The organism is Streptomyces sp. NPDC042336 (genome assembly GCF_055581985.1).
The window spans coordinates 206,580-221,916 of the sequence record NZ_JBVJEA010000009.1 but is presented as its reverse complement, the minus strand read 5'-3'; the positions used below and the strand labels follow the sequence as shown (position 1 = coordinate 221,916).

The 15,337-nt window shown below is 74.4% G+C and carries 18 protein-coding genes; 16 read left to right on the top strand and 2 right to left on the bottom strand.

The window, feature by feature from the left end; all coding sequences use genetic code 11:
* Positions 1 to 47 precede the first annotated feature (47 nt).
* The 11 genes from ACZ6IM_RS21245 to ACZ6IM_RS21195 all read left to right on the top strand — a co-directional run bounded on the left by ACZ6IM_RS21245 (position 48) and on the right by ACZ6IM_RS21195 (position 8,982).
* The gene (locus ACZ6IM_RS21245; RefSeq protein WP_469558177.1) at positions 48 to 1,250 is read left to right on the top strand and encodes a SchA/CurD-like domain-containing protein; all 1,203 of its coding nucleotides are present in this window, start codon (positions 48 to 50) and stop codon (positions 1,248 to 1,250) included.
* A 169-nt stretch (positions 1,251 to 1,419) separates the two neighbouring features.
* Entirely contained in the window at positions 1,420 to 1,896 is a 477-nt protein-coding gene (locus tag ACZ6IM_RS21240; RefSeq protein WP_052840703.1) for a cupin domain-containing protein, read from the top strand.
* On the top strand, positions 1,893 to 3,164 hold the full coding sequence (locus tag ACZ6IM_RS21235) for a beta-ketoacyl-[acyl-carrier-protein] synthase family protein (protein ID WP_469558174.1): 1,272 nt from the start codon (positions 1,893 to 1,895) through the stop codon (positions 3,162 to 3,164). The genes ACZ6IM_RS21240 and ACZ6IM_RS21235 overlap by 4 nt, the downstream gene beginning before the upstream one ends.
* The gene (locus tag ACZ6IM_RS21230; RefSeq protein WP_469558171.1) at positions 3,161 to 4,435 is read left to right on the top strand and encodes a ketosynthase chain-length factor; all 1,275 of its coding nucleotides are present in this window, start codon (positions 3,161 to 3,163) and stop codon (positions 4,433 to 4,435) included. Before ACZ6IM_RS21235 ends, ACZ6IM_RS21230 begins: the two co-directional genes overlap by 4 nt.
* An 83-nt stretch (positions 4,436 to 4,518) precedes the next feature.
* Complete coding sequence (locus tag ACZ6IM_RS21225; protein ID WP_052840706.1) at positions 4,519 to 4,788, top strand: acyl carrier protein; 270 nt, start codon at positions 4,519 to 4,521, stop codon at positions 4,786 to 4,788.
* Between the two features lies 1 nt (position 4,789).
* Positions 4,790 to 5,269 (top strand): SRPBCC family protein, encoded by a 480-nt coding sequence (locus tag ACZ6IM_RS21220; protein WP_052840707.1) that lies wholly within the window; start codon positions 4,790 to 4,792, stop codon positions 5,267 to 5,269.
* A gap of 38 nt (positions 5,270 to 5,307) precedes the next feature.
* Entirely contained in the window at positions 5,308 to 5,643 is a 336-nt protein-coding gene (locus tag ACZ6IM_RS21215) for a TcmI family type II polyketide cyclase (protein WP_011030169.1), read from the top strand.
* Between the two features lie 247 nt (positions 5,644 to 5,890).
* Positions 5,891 to 6,796: a DUF3152 domain-containing protein gene (locus tag ACZ6IM_RS21210; RefSeq protein WP_469558167.1), complete on the top strand. Its 906-nt coding sequence runs from the start codon at positions 5,891 to 5,893 to the stop codon at positions 6,794 to 6,796.
* 72 nt (positions 6,797 to 6,868) lie between these two features.
* Entirely contained in the window at positions 6,869 to 7,303 is a 435-nt protein-coding gene (locus tag ACZ6IM_RS21205; RefSeq protein ID WP_052840709.1) for a PPOX class F420-dependent oxidoreductase, read from the top strand.
* Between the two features lie 147 nt (positions 7,304 to 7,450).
* A complete protein-coding gene (locus tag ACZ6IM_RS21200) occupies positions 7,451 to 8,197 on the top strand; it encodes a DUF4142 domain-containing protein (RefSeq protein WP_052840710.1) in 747 nt (248 codons plus the stop codon).
* A 206-nt stretch (positions 8,198 to 8,403) separates the two neighbouring features.
* The gene (locus ACZ6IM_RS21195; RefSeq protein WP_469558163.1) at positions 8,404 to 8,982 is read left to right on the top strand and encodes a hypothetical protein; all 579 of its coding nucleotides are present in this window, start codon (positions 8,404 to 8,406) and stop codon (positions 8,980 to 8,982) included.
* A 56-nt stretch (positions 8,983 to 9,038) separates the two neighbouring features.
* Here the strand turns inward: ACZ6IM_RS21195 and ku are convergent, their stop codons facing one another.
* The gene (gene ku, locus ACZ6IM_RS21190; RefSeq protein WP_052840929.1) at positions 9,039 to 10,124 is read right to left on the bottom strand and encodes a non-homologous end joining protein Ku; all 1,086 of its coding nucleotides are present in this window, start codon (positions 10,122 to 10,124) and stop codon (positions 9,039 to 9,041) included.
* Between the two features lie 77 nt (positions 10,125 to 10,201).
* Between ku and ligD the strand changes: the two genes are divergently transcribed.
* The gene (ligD, locus tag ACZ6IM_RS21185) at positions 10,202 to 11,083 is read left to right on the top strand and encodes a non-homologous end-joining DNA ligase (RefSeq protein ID WP_052840712.1); all 882 of its coding nucleotides are present in this window, start codon (positions 10,202 to 10,204) and stop codon (positions 11,081 to 11,083) included.
* 70 nt (positions 11,084 to 11,153) lie between these two features.
* Here the strand turns inward: ligD and ACZ6IM_RS21180 are convergent, their stop codons facing one another.
* Complete coding sequence (locus tag ACZ6IM_RS21180; protein ID WP_052840713.1) at positions 11,154 to 11,957, bottom strand: nuclease-related domain-containing protein; 804 nt, start codon at positions 11,955 to 11,957, stop codon at positions 11,154 to 11,156.
* A 108-nt stretch (positions 11,958 to 12,065) separates the two neighbouring features.
* On the opposite strand from ACZ6IM_RS21180, the gene ACZ6IM_RS21175 reads away from it, so the two are divergent.
* From ACZ6IM_RS21175 to ACZ6IM_RS21160, 4 genes are all read left to right on the top strand, one after another.
* Positions 12,066 to 12,572, top strand: coding sequence for a protein-tyrosine phosphatase family protein (locus ACZ6IM_RS21175; RefSeq protein WP_469558159.1), 507 nt, complete (start codon positions 12,066 to 12,068; stop codon positions 12,570 to 12,572).
* 125 nt (positions 12,573 to 12,697) lie between these two features.
* On the top strand, positions 12,698 to 13,504 hold the full coding sequence (locus tag ACZ6IM_RS21170; protein WP_052840715.1) for a hypothetical protein: 807 nt from the start codon (positions 12,698 to 12,700) through the stop codon (positions 13,502 to 13,504).
* Positions 13,501 to 14,745 carry an ATP-binding protein gene (locus tag ACZ6IM_RS21165; RefSeq protein ID WP_469558155.1) on the top strand — a complete coding sequence of 415 codons (1,245 nt, stop codon included), beginning with the start codon at positions 13,501 to 13,503 and terminating at the stop codon, positions 14,743 to 14,745. Before ACZ6IM_RS21170 ends, ACZ6IM_RS21165 begins: the two co-directional genes overlap by 4 nt.
* A 107-nt stretch (positions 14,746 to 14,852) precedes the next feature.
* Positions 14,853 to 15,308 (top strand): SH3 domain-containing protein, encoded by a 456-nt coding sequence (locus ACZ6IM_RS21160; RefSeq protein ID WP_052840717.1) that lies wholly within the window; start codon positions 14,853 to 14,855, stop codon positions 15,306 to 15,308.
* Positions 15,309 to 15,337 lie beyond the last annotated feature (29 nt).

Here is a 15,337-nt window from a genome sequence, read left to right as displayed (position 1 = left end):
CGATCGCCCCAGTCCACGAGGAAGTTCCCGGAGAAGAGGTGGGCCGGATGACGGTCTCTCCCGTCGTAGCGACGGATGCCCCGAGCACGGACGCGACCGATGCCACTGCGACGTCGGGCACGGCGTCGTCGCCCGCCGTGGCGGCGGAAGCGGGTGGCGTGTCGATATCCGCGTTCGACGGATCCCGCGTGCGGGTCGTCCTGATGCTGGACGTCCACGACGGAATGCAGCAGGAGTTCCTGGACGCCTACGAGCGCATCCGCGACCGGGTCGCCGCCGTTCCGGGACACGTCAGCGACCAGCTGTGCCAGTCCCTGGAGAACCCGACCCAGTGGCTGCTGACCAGCGAGTGGGAGAGCGCCGCGCCCTTCCTGGCCTGGGTCAACAGCGACGAGCACCTGGACACCGTGGAGCCGCTGCAGACCTGCGTCCGGGACACCCACTCGCTGCGCTACAGCGTCCTGCGGGAGACCGACGGCGCCCGGCCCGCAGCCGGTGAGCCGCGCTCCGCGCCCCGGATCGGGGGCAACGTCGTACGCCACGCCCTGACCTTCACCGTACGGCCCGGCACCGAGGCCGAGACGGCCCGGCTGCTGTCCGAGTACGTGTCGCCCGACGCCCACGTGGACGGCTCCACGCGGCTGCTGCGGACCTCGCTGTTCATGTCCGGCAACCGGATCGTGCGGGCCGTGGAGGTGCGCGGCGACCTGCAGACCGCGCTGCGCCACGTGGCCCGGCAGCCCGGGGTGCGGGCCGTGGAGGAGGCCCTCAACCCGTATCTGGAGCAGGACCGGGACCTCGCCGACCCGCAGTCGGCCCGGCGCTTCTTCACCCGGGCCGCCATGCCGGCCGTCCACCACGCGGCCTCCCCCGGCCGGCCCGGCACGCGCACCGAGCGGCTCGCGCTGCTCTACCCGGTGCGCGCCGGCGCAGGCAGGGAACTGGCCCGGCTGCTGGCCCGGCGGGACGCCGCCGCCGCGCACGACCGGAACGGCCCGGTGCTCGCGGCCACCGTCTTCCACCGCGACGACCTCGTCGTACGGCTCGTCGACGTGGACGGCGACCCCGAGGCGGCGCCCGCCGCCGTCCTGGGCCTGCACGGGGCCGAGGGTGCCGAGGCCGCCGGGCGGCTGCTGGACACCGCCGCGGTCGGCGTCGACGGGCCGCCGGAGGAGGCCGCCACGTCGGCCCGGCTGCTGACCCGAATCCGGATGACGCCCCTGACCGACCGGCGTTCGGCCGGTTCCTGAGCCACGCTCCCCGCGGCCGCGCGACACCCCGGCCGGGCCCGACGGCGTGCCCGCCCGCCGGTCCGCGCGAACCGCCACCGCTTCACCCCGTTCCGCCCTGCCTCTCCTGGCTCCTCCTGCTTCCCCCCGCTCCTTCCCCCCTTCCTCCCGTCACCCCGGAGTGAACGACATGACAGACCAGCAGGTACGCATCGTCTCGCTCGGCGACATCGCGCCGAACCGCCGCCGCGGCGGAGACCTCCGCGCCCTTCTCACGCCCACCACCGCCGGGTCGACCAGCGGTTTCATGGGCGTGGCCATCGTGCAGCCCGGCGACCGCATCGCCGAGCACTACCACCCGTACTCCGAGGAGTTCGTGTACGTCACGGAGGGCACCCTGGAGGTGGACCTGGACGGGGTGCCGCACTCGCTCGCCACCGGCCAGGGGCTGCTGATCCCGCAGGACATGCGCCACCGCTTCCGCAACGCGGGGGACGTCGAGGCGCGGCTGGTGTTCCACCTGGGGCCGCTGGCCCCGCGCCCGGAGCTGGGCCACGTCGACACCGAGGACGCCGAGGGCAACGCGCTCCCCTGCGACGGAGCGCACGCGCACGCGGGCGGCGCCGGGCACGAGCGTCCCGCCACGGCGGCCGAGGTGGTGTCATGACCCGGCGCCCGGTCGCCGTCACGGGCATAGGCGTCGTCGCCCCGGGCGGGATCGGCGTGCCCCAGTTCTGGGGCCTGCTGTCCGAAGGCCGTACGGCGACGCGCCGCATCTCCCTGTTCGACCCGGCCGGGCTGCGTTCGCAGATCGCCGCCGAGTGCGACTTCGAGCCGTCCGACCACGGGCTCGGCCTCGCCACCGCCCAGCGCTGCGACCGGTACGTGCAGTTCGCGCTGGTGGCCGCCTCGGAGGCGGTCCGGGACGCGAACCTCGACATGAACCGCGAGGACCCCTGGCGGGCCGGTGCCACCCTCGGCACGGCCGTCGGCGGCACCACCCGGCTCGAACACGACTACGTCCTGGTCAGCGAGCGCGGCACCCGCTGGGACGTCGACAACCGGCGGGCCGAGCCGCACCTGGAGCGCGCGTTCACCCCCGCCACCCTCTCCTCCGCGGTCGCCGAGGAGTTCGGGGTGCGCGGGCCGGTGCAGACGGTCTCCACCGGGTGCACCTCCGGCCTCGACGCCGTCGGGTACGCCTACCACGCGGTCGCCGAGGGACGCGTCGACGTGTGCCTGGCAGGTGCGGCGGACTCGCCGATATCGCCGATCACCATGGCCTGCTTCGACGCCATCAAGGCGACCTCGCCGAACAACGACGACCCCGCGCACGCCTCCCGCCCCTTCGACGCCGACCGCAACGGCTTCGTGATGGGCGAGGGCGCGGCGGTGCTGGTCCTGGAGGACCTGGAGCACGCCCGGGCCCGGGGCGCGGACGTGTACTGCGAGATCTCCGGCTACGCCACCTTCGGCAACGCCTACCACATGACCGGGCTCACCAAGGAGGGCCTGGAGATGGCGCGGGCCATCGACACGGCGCTGGACATGGCCCGCCTCGACGGCTCCGCGATCGACTACGTCAACGCGCACGGCTCCGGCACCCAGCAGAACGACCGGCACGAGACCGCGGCCGTCAAGCGCTCACTGGGCGAGCACGCCTACGCGACGCCGATGAGTTCCATCAAGTCCATGGTGGGCCACTCGCTCGGCGCGATCGGCTCGATCGAACTGGCCGCGTGCGTGCTGGCGATGGCCCACCAGGTGGTACCGCCCACGGCCAACTACACCACCCCCGACCCCGAGTGCGACCTGGACTACGTGCCGCGCGAGGCACGCGAGCGGACGCTGCGGCACGTGCTGTCGGTGGGCAGCGGCTTCGGCGGTTTCCAGTCCGCGGTCGTACTCAGCGGCAGTGAAGGAGGGTTGCGATGAGCGGACCACGACGGACCGGCACCGGCGCCGGAAGCCGGCGGGCGGTCGTCACCGGACTCGGTGTGGTGTCGCCGCACGGCACCGGTGCCGAGGCGCACTGGAAGGCGGTCGCCGACGGCACCAGCAGCCTCGGGCCCGTCACCCGGGAGGGCTGCGCGGACCTGCCGCTGCGGGTCGCGGGCGAGGTGCGCGGCTTCGACGCCGCCGAGACGGTCGAGGACCGCTTCCTCGTCCAGACCGACCGGTTCACGCACTTCGCGCTGTCCGCCACTCAGCACGCGCTGGCCGACGCCCGGTTCGGCCGGGCCGACGTCGCCTCGCCGTACTCGGTCGGCGTGGTCACCGCGGCGGGTTCGGGCGGCGGCGAGTTCGGACAGCGGGAGCTGCAGAACCTGTGGGGCCAGGGCTCGCGCCATGTCGGCCCCTACCAGTCGATCGCCTGGTTCTACGCGGCCAGCACCGGCCAGGTCTCCATACGCAACGGCTTCAAGGGTCCCTGCGGGGTCGTCGCGGCCGACGAGGCGGGCGGCCTGGACGCCCTGGCGCACGCGGCGCTGGCCGTGCGCAACGGCACCGACACGGTGGTCTGCGGCGCGACGGAGGCGCCGCTGGCCCCGTACTCGATCGTCTGCCAGCTGGGCTACCCCGAGCTGAGCCGGTCCGCCGAACCCGACCGTGCCTACCGCCCGTTCACCGAAGCGGCCTGCGGGTTCGCGCCGGCCGAGGGCGGTGCCGTACTCGTCGTGGAGGACGAGGCGGCGGCCCGGGAGCGCGGGGCGGACGTGCGGGCGACGGTGGCCGGGCACGCGGCGACCTTCACCGGGCCCGGCCGCTGGGCCGAGTCCCGGGAAGGGCTGGCCCGCGCCATCCGGGGCGCCCTGGCCGAGGCGGGCTGCCGGCCCGAGGACGTCGACGTGGTCTTCGCGGACGCCCTCGGGGTCCCGGAGGCCGACCGGGCCGAGGCACTGGCCCTGGCCGACGCGCTGGGCCCGCACGCCGCGCGGGTGCCGGTCACCGCGCCCAAGACCGGGACCGGGCGGGCGTACTGCGCGGCGCCGGTGCTGGACGTGGCGACGGCGGTGCTCGCGATGGAGCACGGGCTGGTCCCGCCGACCCCGCACGTCTTCGAGGTGTGCCACGACCTGGACCTGGTGACCGGGCGGGCCCGCCCCGCCGAGCCGCGCACCGCACTGGTCCTCGCGCGCGGGCTCATGGGATCGAACTCGGCGCTCGTCCTTCGACGGGGCGCCGTGCCGGCCGAGGGCCGCTGACCCAGGGCCACCGGCGGACGACCTACGACCACGGCCACGGAGGACATCCGTGGCCGGCCAATCCCCAGTCAAGGAGGACACCCATGACCGACCAGCTGGACTACCAGGTGACCATCGAGGAGCTGTCGGCGCTGATGAAGCGCACCGCCGGCGTGCACGTCGACCCGATCACCCTCCAGCAGCAGGCCGACGACGGTTTCGACACCTTCGGCCTGGACTCCCTCGGCCTGCTGGGCATCGTGGCCGAGCTGGAGAAGCGGTACGGACTCGGCCTGCCCGAGCAGGCCGAGCGCTGCAAGACGCCCGCGGATTTCCTCGCGCTGGTCAACGGCGCCCTCAAGACGGGAGTATGACATGGCAGGGCACACCGACAACGAGATCACCATCGCCGCCCCGATGGAGCTGGTCTGGGACATGACCAACGACATCGAGAACTGGCCCCGGCTGTTCAGCGAGTACGCCTCCGTCGAGGTGCTCGACCGCGACGAGGACCGCGTCACGTTCCGGCTCACCATGCACCCGGACGCCGACGGCAAGGTGTGGAGCTGGGTCTCCGAGCGCGTCGCGGACCCCGTCACCCGCACCGTCCGCGCCCAGCGGGTGGAGACCGGCCCCTTCCAGTACATGAACATCGTCTGGGAGTACGCGGAGACCGCCGAGGGCGTCGTCATGCGCTGGACGCAGGACTTCGCGATGAAGCCGGACGCGCCCGTGGACGACACGTGGATGACGGACAACATCAACCGCAACTCCCGTACGCAGATGGCGCTGATCCGGGACCGGATCGAGCAGGCGGCGAGCGAGCGGCGGACCGCGTCGGTGCTCGCCGACTGACAGCGACACCGACCGAGACCGGCGAAGGGCAGCACCCCATGCACCACACACTGATCGTCGCCCGGATGGCACCCGGCGCGGCACCGGACATCGCGAAGGTGTTCGCGGAGTCCGACAGCGGAGAACTGCCGCACCTGGTGGGCGTCAACCGGCGCAGCCTCTTCGAGTTCGGTGACGGCGTGTACCTGCACCTCATCGAGAGCGACGAGGACCCGGCCCCCACCATCGGCAGGCTGACCGGGCACCCGGAGTTCCGCCAGGTCAGCGAGCGGCTGGAGCCGTACGTCTCGGCGTACGACCCGGCGACCTGGCGCGGGCCGAAGGACGCGATGGCGCGCTGCTTCTACCGCTGGGAACGGACGCCCGCCGGCTGACGGCACTCCGTCCCCGTGTGTTGTCGGGGCCGCCCGGTCTCCACCGGGCGGCCCCGACGCACACGTTCCGGGTGAAGACGTCCCGGGGCGTCGAACGGTTGCCCGCACGAACCGAATGTCCGCGTGAGAAGGGACACTTCGGAAACCGTGATGTTTTCGCACGTCCGTCCGCTTGGATCTTGGGGGTACAACAGCACACCGGAGTCCGCTGTGCGCGCCCCACCGACCAGCAGAGAGGACGCACGCCGTGGGCCGAACCACCGCCCGCCGGGCCGGCCGGAGAACCGGGCCGGACGGTGCCGGGGGCAGATCCCCCTCCCGCAGACGCAGACGCCGCGGACCCGCCCGCGCGCTCCTGGCCTGCCTCGCCCTCGGGGCCGTCGTGCTCACCGCGGGCGCCGCCGTCGCGTACTGGCGGGAGACCCGGCCCCCGGTGACGGACGACCAGGTGGCCGACGTCACGGACGCCCTGGGCGCCTCCACCCGTACGCCGTCCCCTTCCTCCTCGCCTTCTTCCTCGCCTTCGGCGTCACCGTCCCCGAAGACCTCCCCGTCGGCCTCGCCCTCCTCCAGCACCATCGCCGTTCCGGCGACCGGACCCGGCACCTTCGTCACCGCCAAGGCCGACGGCACGACCGTGGGCACCGGCAGCCGCGTACGCCGCTACAAGGTCCTGGTCGAGGAGGGCATCGACATCCGGCCGAGCGCCGCCGCCGCCGAGATATCCGACGTGCTCGCCGACCGCCGCGGCTGGACCCAGGACGGGGCCAACTCCTTCCGGCTGGTCAGCAGCGGCTCGTACGACTTCGTGGTGAAGATCGCCACGCCGGGCACCGTCGACCGGATCTGCGGCGCCGCGGGCCTGCTCACCCGGGGCGAGGTCAACTGCAGCGTCGGCACGGACGTCGTGGTGAACCTCAAGCGCTGGGTGCTGGGCTCCCCGGAGTTCGACGGCCCGCTCCACGAGTACCGGGCGCTGATCGTCAACCACGAGGTCGGGCACCGCATCGGCCACGGCCACGAGACCTGCCCCGGCGCCGGCCGGCCCGCTCCGGCGATGATGCAGCAGATCAAGGGCCTCAAGGGATGCGTCGCCAACGCCTGGCCCTACGACGAGGACGGCGCCTATCTGGGCGGCCCCTCGGTGCCCTGAGCACGCCCGGCGCGGCGCGTTCGGCGGACGGTTCGCGGGACAGGACGCGGGGCGGGGGGTGAGGATCGGACCATGACCACCACAGCGCGCTTCGATCCCCGTGCCCTGCTGGCCGGGAGCCGGCTCGGCGTCCTGGCGACGATCAAGTCGGACGGCCGCCCGCAGCTCTCGCCCGTCATGCCCGCCTACGACCCCGACGCGGGCGTCATCCGCGTGTCCACCCGCGACGGCCTCGCCAAGACGGCGAACCTGCGCCGGGACCCGCGGGCCACGCTGGAGGTGACCGCCGCGGACGGCAGGTCCTGGGCCACCGCCGAGGGCGTCGCCACCCTCACCGGGCCGGGCACCGACCCGCACGGACCGGAGGTCGAGGCGCTGGTCGAGTACTACCGCGCCGCGGCCGGGGAACACCCGGACTGGGACGAGTACCGGTCGACGATGGTGTCCGACCGCCGGGTGCTGCTCACCATCACGGTCGAGCGCGTGTACGGCGCCGACCTCGGCTGAAAAGGTGCGGGAGCGGGGCCGGCCCGCTCCGCAAGTTTTGTGCCGGAGCGGTGAAGGATCCGCCCGCCGTTCCCGTACCTCCTGGCGTACCCGTACGAGCACGCGCGTGCACGCGTGCGCGTCCCTCGCGTCAGCCCTGGAGGCACCATGCGCCTGTCCCGCAGCAGGATCGGAGTCGTCGTCCTGTTCGGTGCGATGACCCTGACCCTCACCGCGCTGGCCTTCCCGGCCGTGCTCGGTCTGGACAAGGCCGACGGCAACCAGAACCGGGTGGTGGCCAGTACGAAGTTCGGTCCGCTCACCGAGGCCGACCGCGACTTCGTGGTCAAGGTCCGCGCCGCCGGACTGTGGGAGTATCCGCTGGGCGAGATGGTGATGAAGCGCGGCACGACGAAGGCGATGAAGACGGCCGGCGAGCACCTGGTCGTCGGGCACGCCGGCCTCGACGCGATGTGCCGCGAGATCTCCCCCGAGCTGGGCATCACGCTGCCCAACCGGGCCTCACCGCAGCAGGAGGGCTTCGTGGCCACCGTGGACGCGAAGACCGGCAAGGAGTTCGACTCCTCGGCGGTCAACATCATGCGGGTGACCCACGGTCAGATCTTCCCGGCCATCGCCAAGATCCGGGCCTCCACCAAGAACACCCTCGTGCGGCAGCTGGCGGACCTGGCCAACGACACCGTGCTCGACCACATCACGGTGCTGGAGAACACCGGGCTGGTCGAGTACGACCAGGTCACCTTCCAGCAGACCGGCCCGGCGAAGCTGCCGAGGGAGCGGGTCACCCCGCCCCCGCCGCAGCCGGGTGAGCGGGTGCTGGTGCTCAAGCCGCGCCCCGACCTGAACGTGAACACCGCCTCCCCGACGCCCACTCCGTCCCCGGCGGCCCCCTGAGCACCCGGGTACGGGCACGGTCACGACCCAGTCACGACCGGCGGCGCGGGGAACGGGCCGCCGGTCGCGGACGTTCTCAGAAGGTGGCGGCCGACGGAGTCCGCCGGGCCATGACCATCCGGCGCCGGACCCGGTGGTGGGCGGGCCGACCCCGCCACCCGCCCGCGTCCGTCCGGGGCCGACGACAGGAAGAGCGGGACGGGACCATGACCGCTTCGGGACCGGGCAGCGCGGACGCACCGGGCGGGCCGGACGGCGTGCCGGACGTGCCCGAGGACGTCTGGCGGCTGTTCCTGGAGGACGACGAGCGCGCCATCCGCGCCTCCGCCCCCAGGGAACCCGCCGCACGCGACCGGGTCCCCGGATGGCGACCGGCGGAGCCCGCCGCGGATCACCCGGGTCACCCCGGTCACCCGGGCCGCAGTCGCGGCACCGTCGGCGAGGCGTGGCGCCGGGAGGAGACGTGGGCCGGACCGCGCTGGCGCGAGCTGGACGGCCGGGCCCGGCTGCGGCGGATCGGCCGGGTGGCCGGCACGGCCGCCGCCGTCGCCCTCGCCCTGACCGCGTGGTCGCAGCTGTCCACCGGTCCGGCCACCCCGGGCGGCGGACCGGCCGAGACGACCATCGGGCAGCGCCTGGAGGAGAGCCCCGCCGTGCCCACACCGGCCTCGCTCGCACCGGCCTCCGTCTCCCCGGCGAAGTCCCCTGCGGCGAGCCCCGCCGTCTTCGAACCCGCGCCGTCCGCGATACCCCGGTCGTCCGCGTCGCCCTGGACGGTCAACTGAAGCCCTGGGCGTGCGTGGAGCGCGCCCGCCGGCCGGAGTGAGCGGCACCGCGCTCGTCAGGCGCTGCGCCTGCGGGACGCCGTCTTCTTGGCGGTGCTCTTGGCCGTGGTCTTGTCGCCGCTCCTGGCGCCGCTCTTCGCCGTGGCCTTCTTGGCGGTACTCCTGGCCGCCGTCTTCTTCGCGGACCCCGCAGACCCCGCCGACTTCGCGGTCGACTTCTTCGGCTGCGCCTTCTTGGCCGCCGTCTTCTTCGCCGTCGACGTCGACTTCTTGCCGCCGGTCTCCTTGGGGGCCCGCCGCGAGGACGTCTTGCGCTGCGGCAGGGATCTGACCTCCGCCTCCTCGGCCGGCCCGGCCCCCTCGCCGTCCCGGGACTCCCGCGCCGCCCGCACGCTGCTCTCCAGCGCGGCCATCAGGTCGAGCACCTTCCCGGGTGCCGCCTCCTCACGGACCTCCGGGGGCCGCTCACCGGCCGCCTTGGCGGCGACGACCTCCTCGACGGCCTCCCGGTACTCGTCGTGCAGGTCGTCCAGGTCGATCTCGCCGAGGGTGTCCATGAGGGCGTCCGCGAGGTCCAGTTCCTGGTCGCGCACGGTGACGTCGGCCTCCGGGGCGACGCCCTCGGGGGCGCGCACCTCGTCCGGCCACAGCAGGCCGTGCATCGCGATGGCGTCGCCGACGACCCGGAGCATGCCGAGGCGCTCCCGGCCGCGCAGCGCGAACTTGGCGATCGCGACCCGGTTGCTGCGCTTGAGGGCCTCGCGCAGCAGCGTGTACGGCTTGGCGGCCGGGGCGCCGCTCGCCGCGAGGTAGTAGGCCGAGCCCATCTGGAGCGGGTCGATGCGGTCCTCGGGCACGAAGGCCACGATCTCGATCGTGCGGGCCGTCGGGATCGGCAGCTGGGACAGGTCCTCGTCGGTGATCGGGATCATCGAGCCGTCGGCGTCCTCGTAGGCCTTGCCGATCTCGGCCTGGGTGACCTCGCGGTCCTCCAGTTCGCACACCTTGCGGTAGCGGATACGGCCGCCGTCCTCCGTGTGGATCTGGCGGAAGGAGACCGAGTGGCTCTCGGTCGCGTTCACCAGCTTGATCGGGATGCTGACCAGGCCGAAGGAGATGGCGCCGTTCCAGATGGATCGCACGTGCAGCACCTTTCCTGTCGGGCGACTACCGGACGAGCCCCGGGCGATTTGTCCGGATTTCGTGAGACTCTCATGGTATGGCGCCTATCACGGAAGTGGAGGGGCGGCGGGTGGCCCTCAGCAACCTGGACAAGGTGCTGTATCCCGCGGCCGGCTTCACCAAGGGCGAGCTGCTGCACTACTACGCGACGACCGCCCGGGTGCTGCTGCCGCACCTGCGGGAGCGCGCGGTCTCCTTCCTGCGGTATCCGGACGGCCCGGACGGCCAGGTGTTCTTCACCAAGAACGTGCCGCCGGGTACCCCCGACTGGGTCACCACGGCCGAGGTGCCCCGCTCGGAGGGCCCGGCCCGGATGGTGCTGGTGCAGGACCTGGCGAGCCTGATGTGGGCGGCGAACCTGGTGACCGAGTTCCACACCCACCAGTGGACCGCGGACGACCCCGGCGAGGCCGACCGGCTGGTGTTCGACCTGGACCCGGGGCCGCCCGCGACCGTGGTGCAGTGCTGCGAGGTCGCGCTGTGGCTGCGCGAGCGGCTGGCGGCGGACGGGATCGAGGCGTACGCCAAGACCTCCGGGGCCAAGGGGCTGCACCTGCTGGCGGGGGTGCGGGGCTCGCCCTCGGAACGGGTGTCGGACTACGCGAAGGCGCTCGCGGTGGAGGCGGAGCGGGCGCTGCCGAAGCTGGTGGTGCACCGGATGACGCGCAGCCTGCGGCCGGGGAAGGTGTTCGTGGACTGGAGCCAGAACGCCGCGCGCAAGACCACGGCCGCCCCGTACACCGTGCGCGCCCGCGATGTGCCCGCGGTCTCCACGCCGGTGACCTGGGAGGAGGTCGCCGGGTGCGGGCGGGCGGAACAGTTCGTGTTCCTGGCCCCGGACGTCGGCCCCCGGGTGCAGGATCACGGCGACCTGCTGGCCCCGCTGTTCGACCGGCGCCGGGCGGCGACGCTGCCCTGAGCCGCGACACCCCCGGCGGGCCCTGAGCCGCGACACCACGGCCCTCGGCCGCGGTGCCCCGCCGCGGCCCTCAGAGGCGCTGCCAGGTGGCCCGGTCCCGGGCCATGGCGTGCAGGGCCTCCACGTCCGCCGGTTTCAGCACGCCGCCCGTGTGGGCCAGGTCCGGCAGCTCCCGGTCCGTGAGGACGCGTACCGAGCGGGGCGGGGCGGTGACGGACACGTGGGCCGGCCCGACGAGGACGAGGACCGGGCGGACCTCCGCCGTCAGGGCGTGGGAGGCCCGGTCGGCGTCGGCGCGGACCCGGCGCAGCAGGGGACGCGGCGCGCGGCGGCCCAGCGCCACCAGCGGGTCGGCGACCCGCACCCGCTGTCTGCGGGCGGGCAGCACGTGGAGGGCGAAGAGGCCGCCGGGCCCGATCAGCAGGTGGTGGACGCGGTCGCCGCCGGGCAGCGGGAGGGAGTGCAGGGTGTGCCAGCCGGCGCCGTCGAGACGGTCGAGGGCGGCCCCGGTCGCCTGCTCGGCGGCCAGCGCCCGGCGGCGCGGGTCGGGGCGCAGCCGGTGCGCCGGTGGCGGCTCGCGCTCCAGGGCGATCAGGAGTGCCTCGCCGGGCCGGTTGGGGGCGAGGTCGTCGTCCGGGTGGAGGGTGAGCCGGGCCAGCTCGGCGGGGGTCGGCACCGGGGGCGGGCCGACCGTGACGGGGCCGGTGACGAAGGGGCCGAGGGCCTTGAGGACCTCGTCCCTGCGGTCCTCGCTCAGCAGGTTGACGCGGGCCGCCTCACGGTCGTACCAGGCGACGTTCCCGCCGTCCGGGAGGCAGACGTAGAGCCGTTCCCGGCCGTGGCGCCGGGTCGGCACAACACGCAGTCCGTCCATGCCATCACCACCCCCGTCCATGGGACCAGGCGGGGTACTGCCGGGGCAAGAACCCGGTTACCTTTGGGAGGAGTTGGGCAGGCCCTGGGCTGGACTGGGGAGGCGCCGGTGCGTACCCGTGGGAGAGGCCCCGACGTGCCGGCCCCGGACCGGCCGTGGGACGAGATCGTGCCGGGGCTGTGGATGGGCGGGCACGAGTTCCGGCGGCCGGGCGGGCGACTGGAGTTCGCCGTGGCGCGGGACGAGTTCGACCTCGTGCAGACGCTGCTGCGGCTGCCCGGACACGGGCCGGACGCCGGTGTCGAGCACCATGTCTGGCCGATCCCGGACGGCCCCCTGGACGGCACGCAGCTGGCCGGCGTGATCCGGCTGGCCCGGGCCGCGGAGGAGGCGCTCGACGCGGGCCGCAAGGTGCTCGTCCGCTGCTATCACGGGTACAACCGCTCCGGTCTCGTCGTCGCGCACACGCTGATGCGCCGGGGCAGCGGCGCCGAGGAGGCGATCCGGCTGATCCGGGCCAGGCGCTCGCCGTGGGCGCTGCACAACGACCTGTTCGTGGCCTATCTCCGGGCCGGTCTGGCCACCGTGCGGCAGCTGGAGGAACTGGCCGAGTAGCCCGGCGGGCCGGTGCGCACGCAAAATGGCCTTCCGTACGACGACGCGTGCGGTGCCGCGCTGCCCGCGGTGCCGCCCACTCCCGTGCGGGACCGCCGACGCCGATCACCGACCCCAGGAGTGCAGTGCTCCCGAGCCGCCGCGGGCACCCCGCCCGTGTCCCCGCCGCCCTCGCGCTGCTCCTGGCGACCGCGGCGACCGGCGCGCTGGCGGCCTGCGGGGACACCGGCGGCCTGGAGGACGCCGGGGCGACGCCCGCCGCGCGCGACCCGGCCCGGCTCTGGCCCGGCCTGGCCCCGGCGTCCAGTCCGGCGTACGACATCGGCGAGGTGGAGCACGCGCCGGTGCGGGGCGTCTCCGTGCCCGGTGGCGACATCCGCGGGGTGAACCCGGTGGCCGCGGTGCGGGCCGAGATCGCCGCGCACCCGGACGACTACGCGGGCGCGAAGGCGCCGTACCACGAGACGTCCGTGCGGATGGCGGACTGCGGCACGGGCGGCGCCGGTGACGAGGCCGGCCGCTGTCCGGTGCTGCGGCCGTACTACCGCGACCTGACCGGTGACGGGCGTCCCGAGATGACGCTGGGTTTCCGGCTGCTGCCGGAGAAGCTGACCGCCGTGCGCGTGTACACGGTCGAGAAGGACCGGCTCGTGCGGGTCATGTCCTACGAGGACGCCGTGAGCGCGGTCGAGCTGGCCGGGCGGACGGTGATCGTCCGCTCGCCCTCGGAGGTCGCCGGGTACGAGTACCGCCTGCAGTGGACCTGGGACGCGGACCAGCGGGCCATGCTGCTGACCAGCGACGAGATGCTGCGCACGGACGACGGCGGACAGCACACGAAACGTCCGTCCACCTCGCCGTCCGCCTCGCCGCCGCCCTCGGCGACGTCCTCGCCGTCCCCCTCCGCGTCGTCCTCGGCGAGCGCCCGGTGAGGCTCGCCCTCCCCCGGTGGGCCGGGCCGCTCGCGGTGAAGGCGGCCGTCTTCATCACCGTGATGTGCTGCGGGCTCGCCGCGCTGCTCGGCGTCCTGGTGCACGTCTCGGTGACCGACCAGACCGTCGGCCAGGCGCGTGACGCCGCCCTGGCCCGGCTGCGGGAGGCGACGGAGTCCTACGAGGCGGGGGACCCGATGCGGCGCGGGGCCGGCGTCGATCCGCCGGGGCTGCCGCGGCGGCTGCGTGAGCTGGCCGTGTCGGGGCGGCGCGGCACCATGCTCGCCGAGTTCGCGGGGCGCCCGACGATGTGGGCGGCGGGCCCCGCCGACGGCGGCCGGGCGCTGACGGTGCGGGTCGACCACTCCCAGGGCCAGGCCACCATCGACGGCCTGGACGGGGCGATCGTGTGGTCCTCGGCACTGGCGATCGGGGCGACGCTGCTGGTCGGCGCGTTCGCGGTGACCCGGGTGACGCGGCGGCTGCACGCCACGGCGCGGGTGGCCCGGCGGATCAGCGCGGGCGACCTCGACGCGCGGGTGGGTGATCCGCGCGCCCAGGACCCGACGCGCCCGCAGGACGAGGTGGCGTCGGTCGCCGCCGCGCTGGACTCCATGGCGTCGTCGCTGCAGGGCAAGCTGCTCGCCGAGCAGCGGTTCACCGCGGACGTGGCGCACGAGCTGCGCACCCCGCTCACCGGCCTGCACGCGGCGGCCGAGCTGCTGCCGCCGAGCCGCCCCACCGAGCTGGTGCGGGACCGGGTGGCGGCGCTGCGCACCCTCACCGAGGACCTGCTGGAGATCTCCCGGCTGGAGAGCGGGCGGGAGCTGCCCGCGACGGATCCGGAGGAGCTGGGCGCGCTGGCCCGGCGGGTGGTGCGGGGATCGGGCACCGGCACGCGGGTGGACGTCGTGCGGGACGCGTGGGTGGAGACCGACCGGCGGCGCCTGGAGCGGGTGCTGGGCAACCTGGTCGCGAACGCGCACCGGCACGGGCGGGCGCCGGTGGTGCTGACCGTGGACGGTGCGGTGATCACCGTACGGGACCACGGGGACGGCTATCCGGAGTACCTACTGGCGCACGGGCCGCAGCGGTTCCGTACCGAGGGCGGGACGAAGGGGCACGGCCTGGGGCTGACGATCGCGCTGGGGCAGGCCGAGGTGCTCGGGGCGCGGCTGGAGTTCACCAACCCGCCGGACGGCGGGGCGCTGGCCCGGCTGACGCTGCCTCAGCAGCCCTGACCACGGCACCTTCCCCGATGGCTCAGTGCGGCGGGCGGTGCGCACGGGGCGCTCCTAATGTGGCGGTTAGTCACCTGAAGACCCGTTCGCTCCCGGGAGGTACTCCCATGTCGCCACTGTCCGCACCGGTCTCGCGTTCACCCCTGGTCCGCGGCCTCGCCACCGCCCTCGCGGCCGGCGCGCTCGCCACCGCCGTCGCCGTCACGCCCGCCGTGGCGGACGACGGACGAGGCGGCGACGCCGGCTCCACGTCCGCCGTCACCGGCGGGGAGAACCGCGGCGGGAACGGCGGCGGGGAGTGGGGCGGGGGCGACGGCCGCCAGGAGCAGGGCCGCTACCGGGGCGTCGTGACGGCCGACCGGCTCGCCCTGCGCACCTCGCCGACCCGCGGTTCGGACGTCATCCGCTACGCCCGCCGGGGCGAGGTCGTCTCCATCTACTGCAAGACGCCCGGCGACCGGGTGAAGGGCAACCCCCTCTGGTACCTCCTCACGGACGGCACGTGGGCCTGGGGTGCGGCCCGCTACATCGACAACATCGGCCCCGCGCCGCGCTGGTGCTGAGCCGGACGCCGCGCACACCACACCATTTG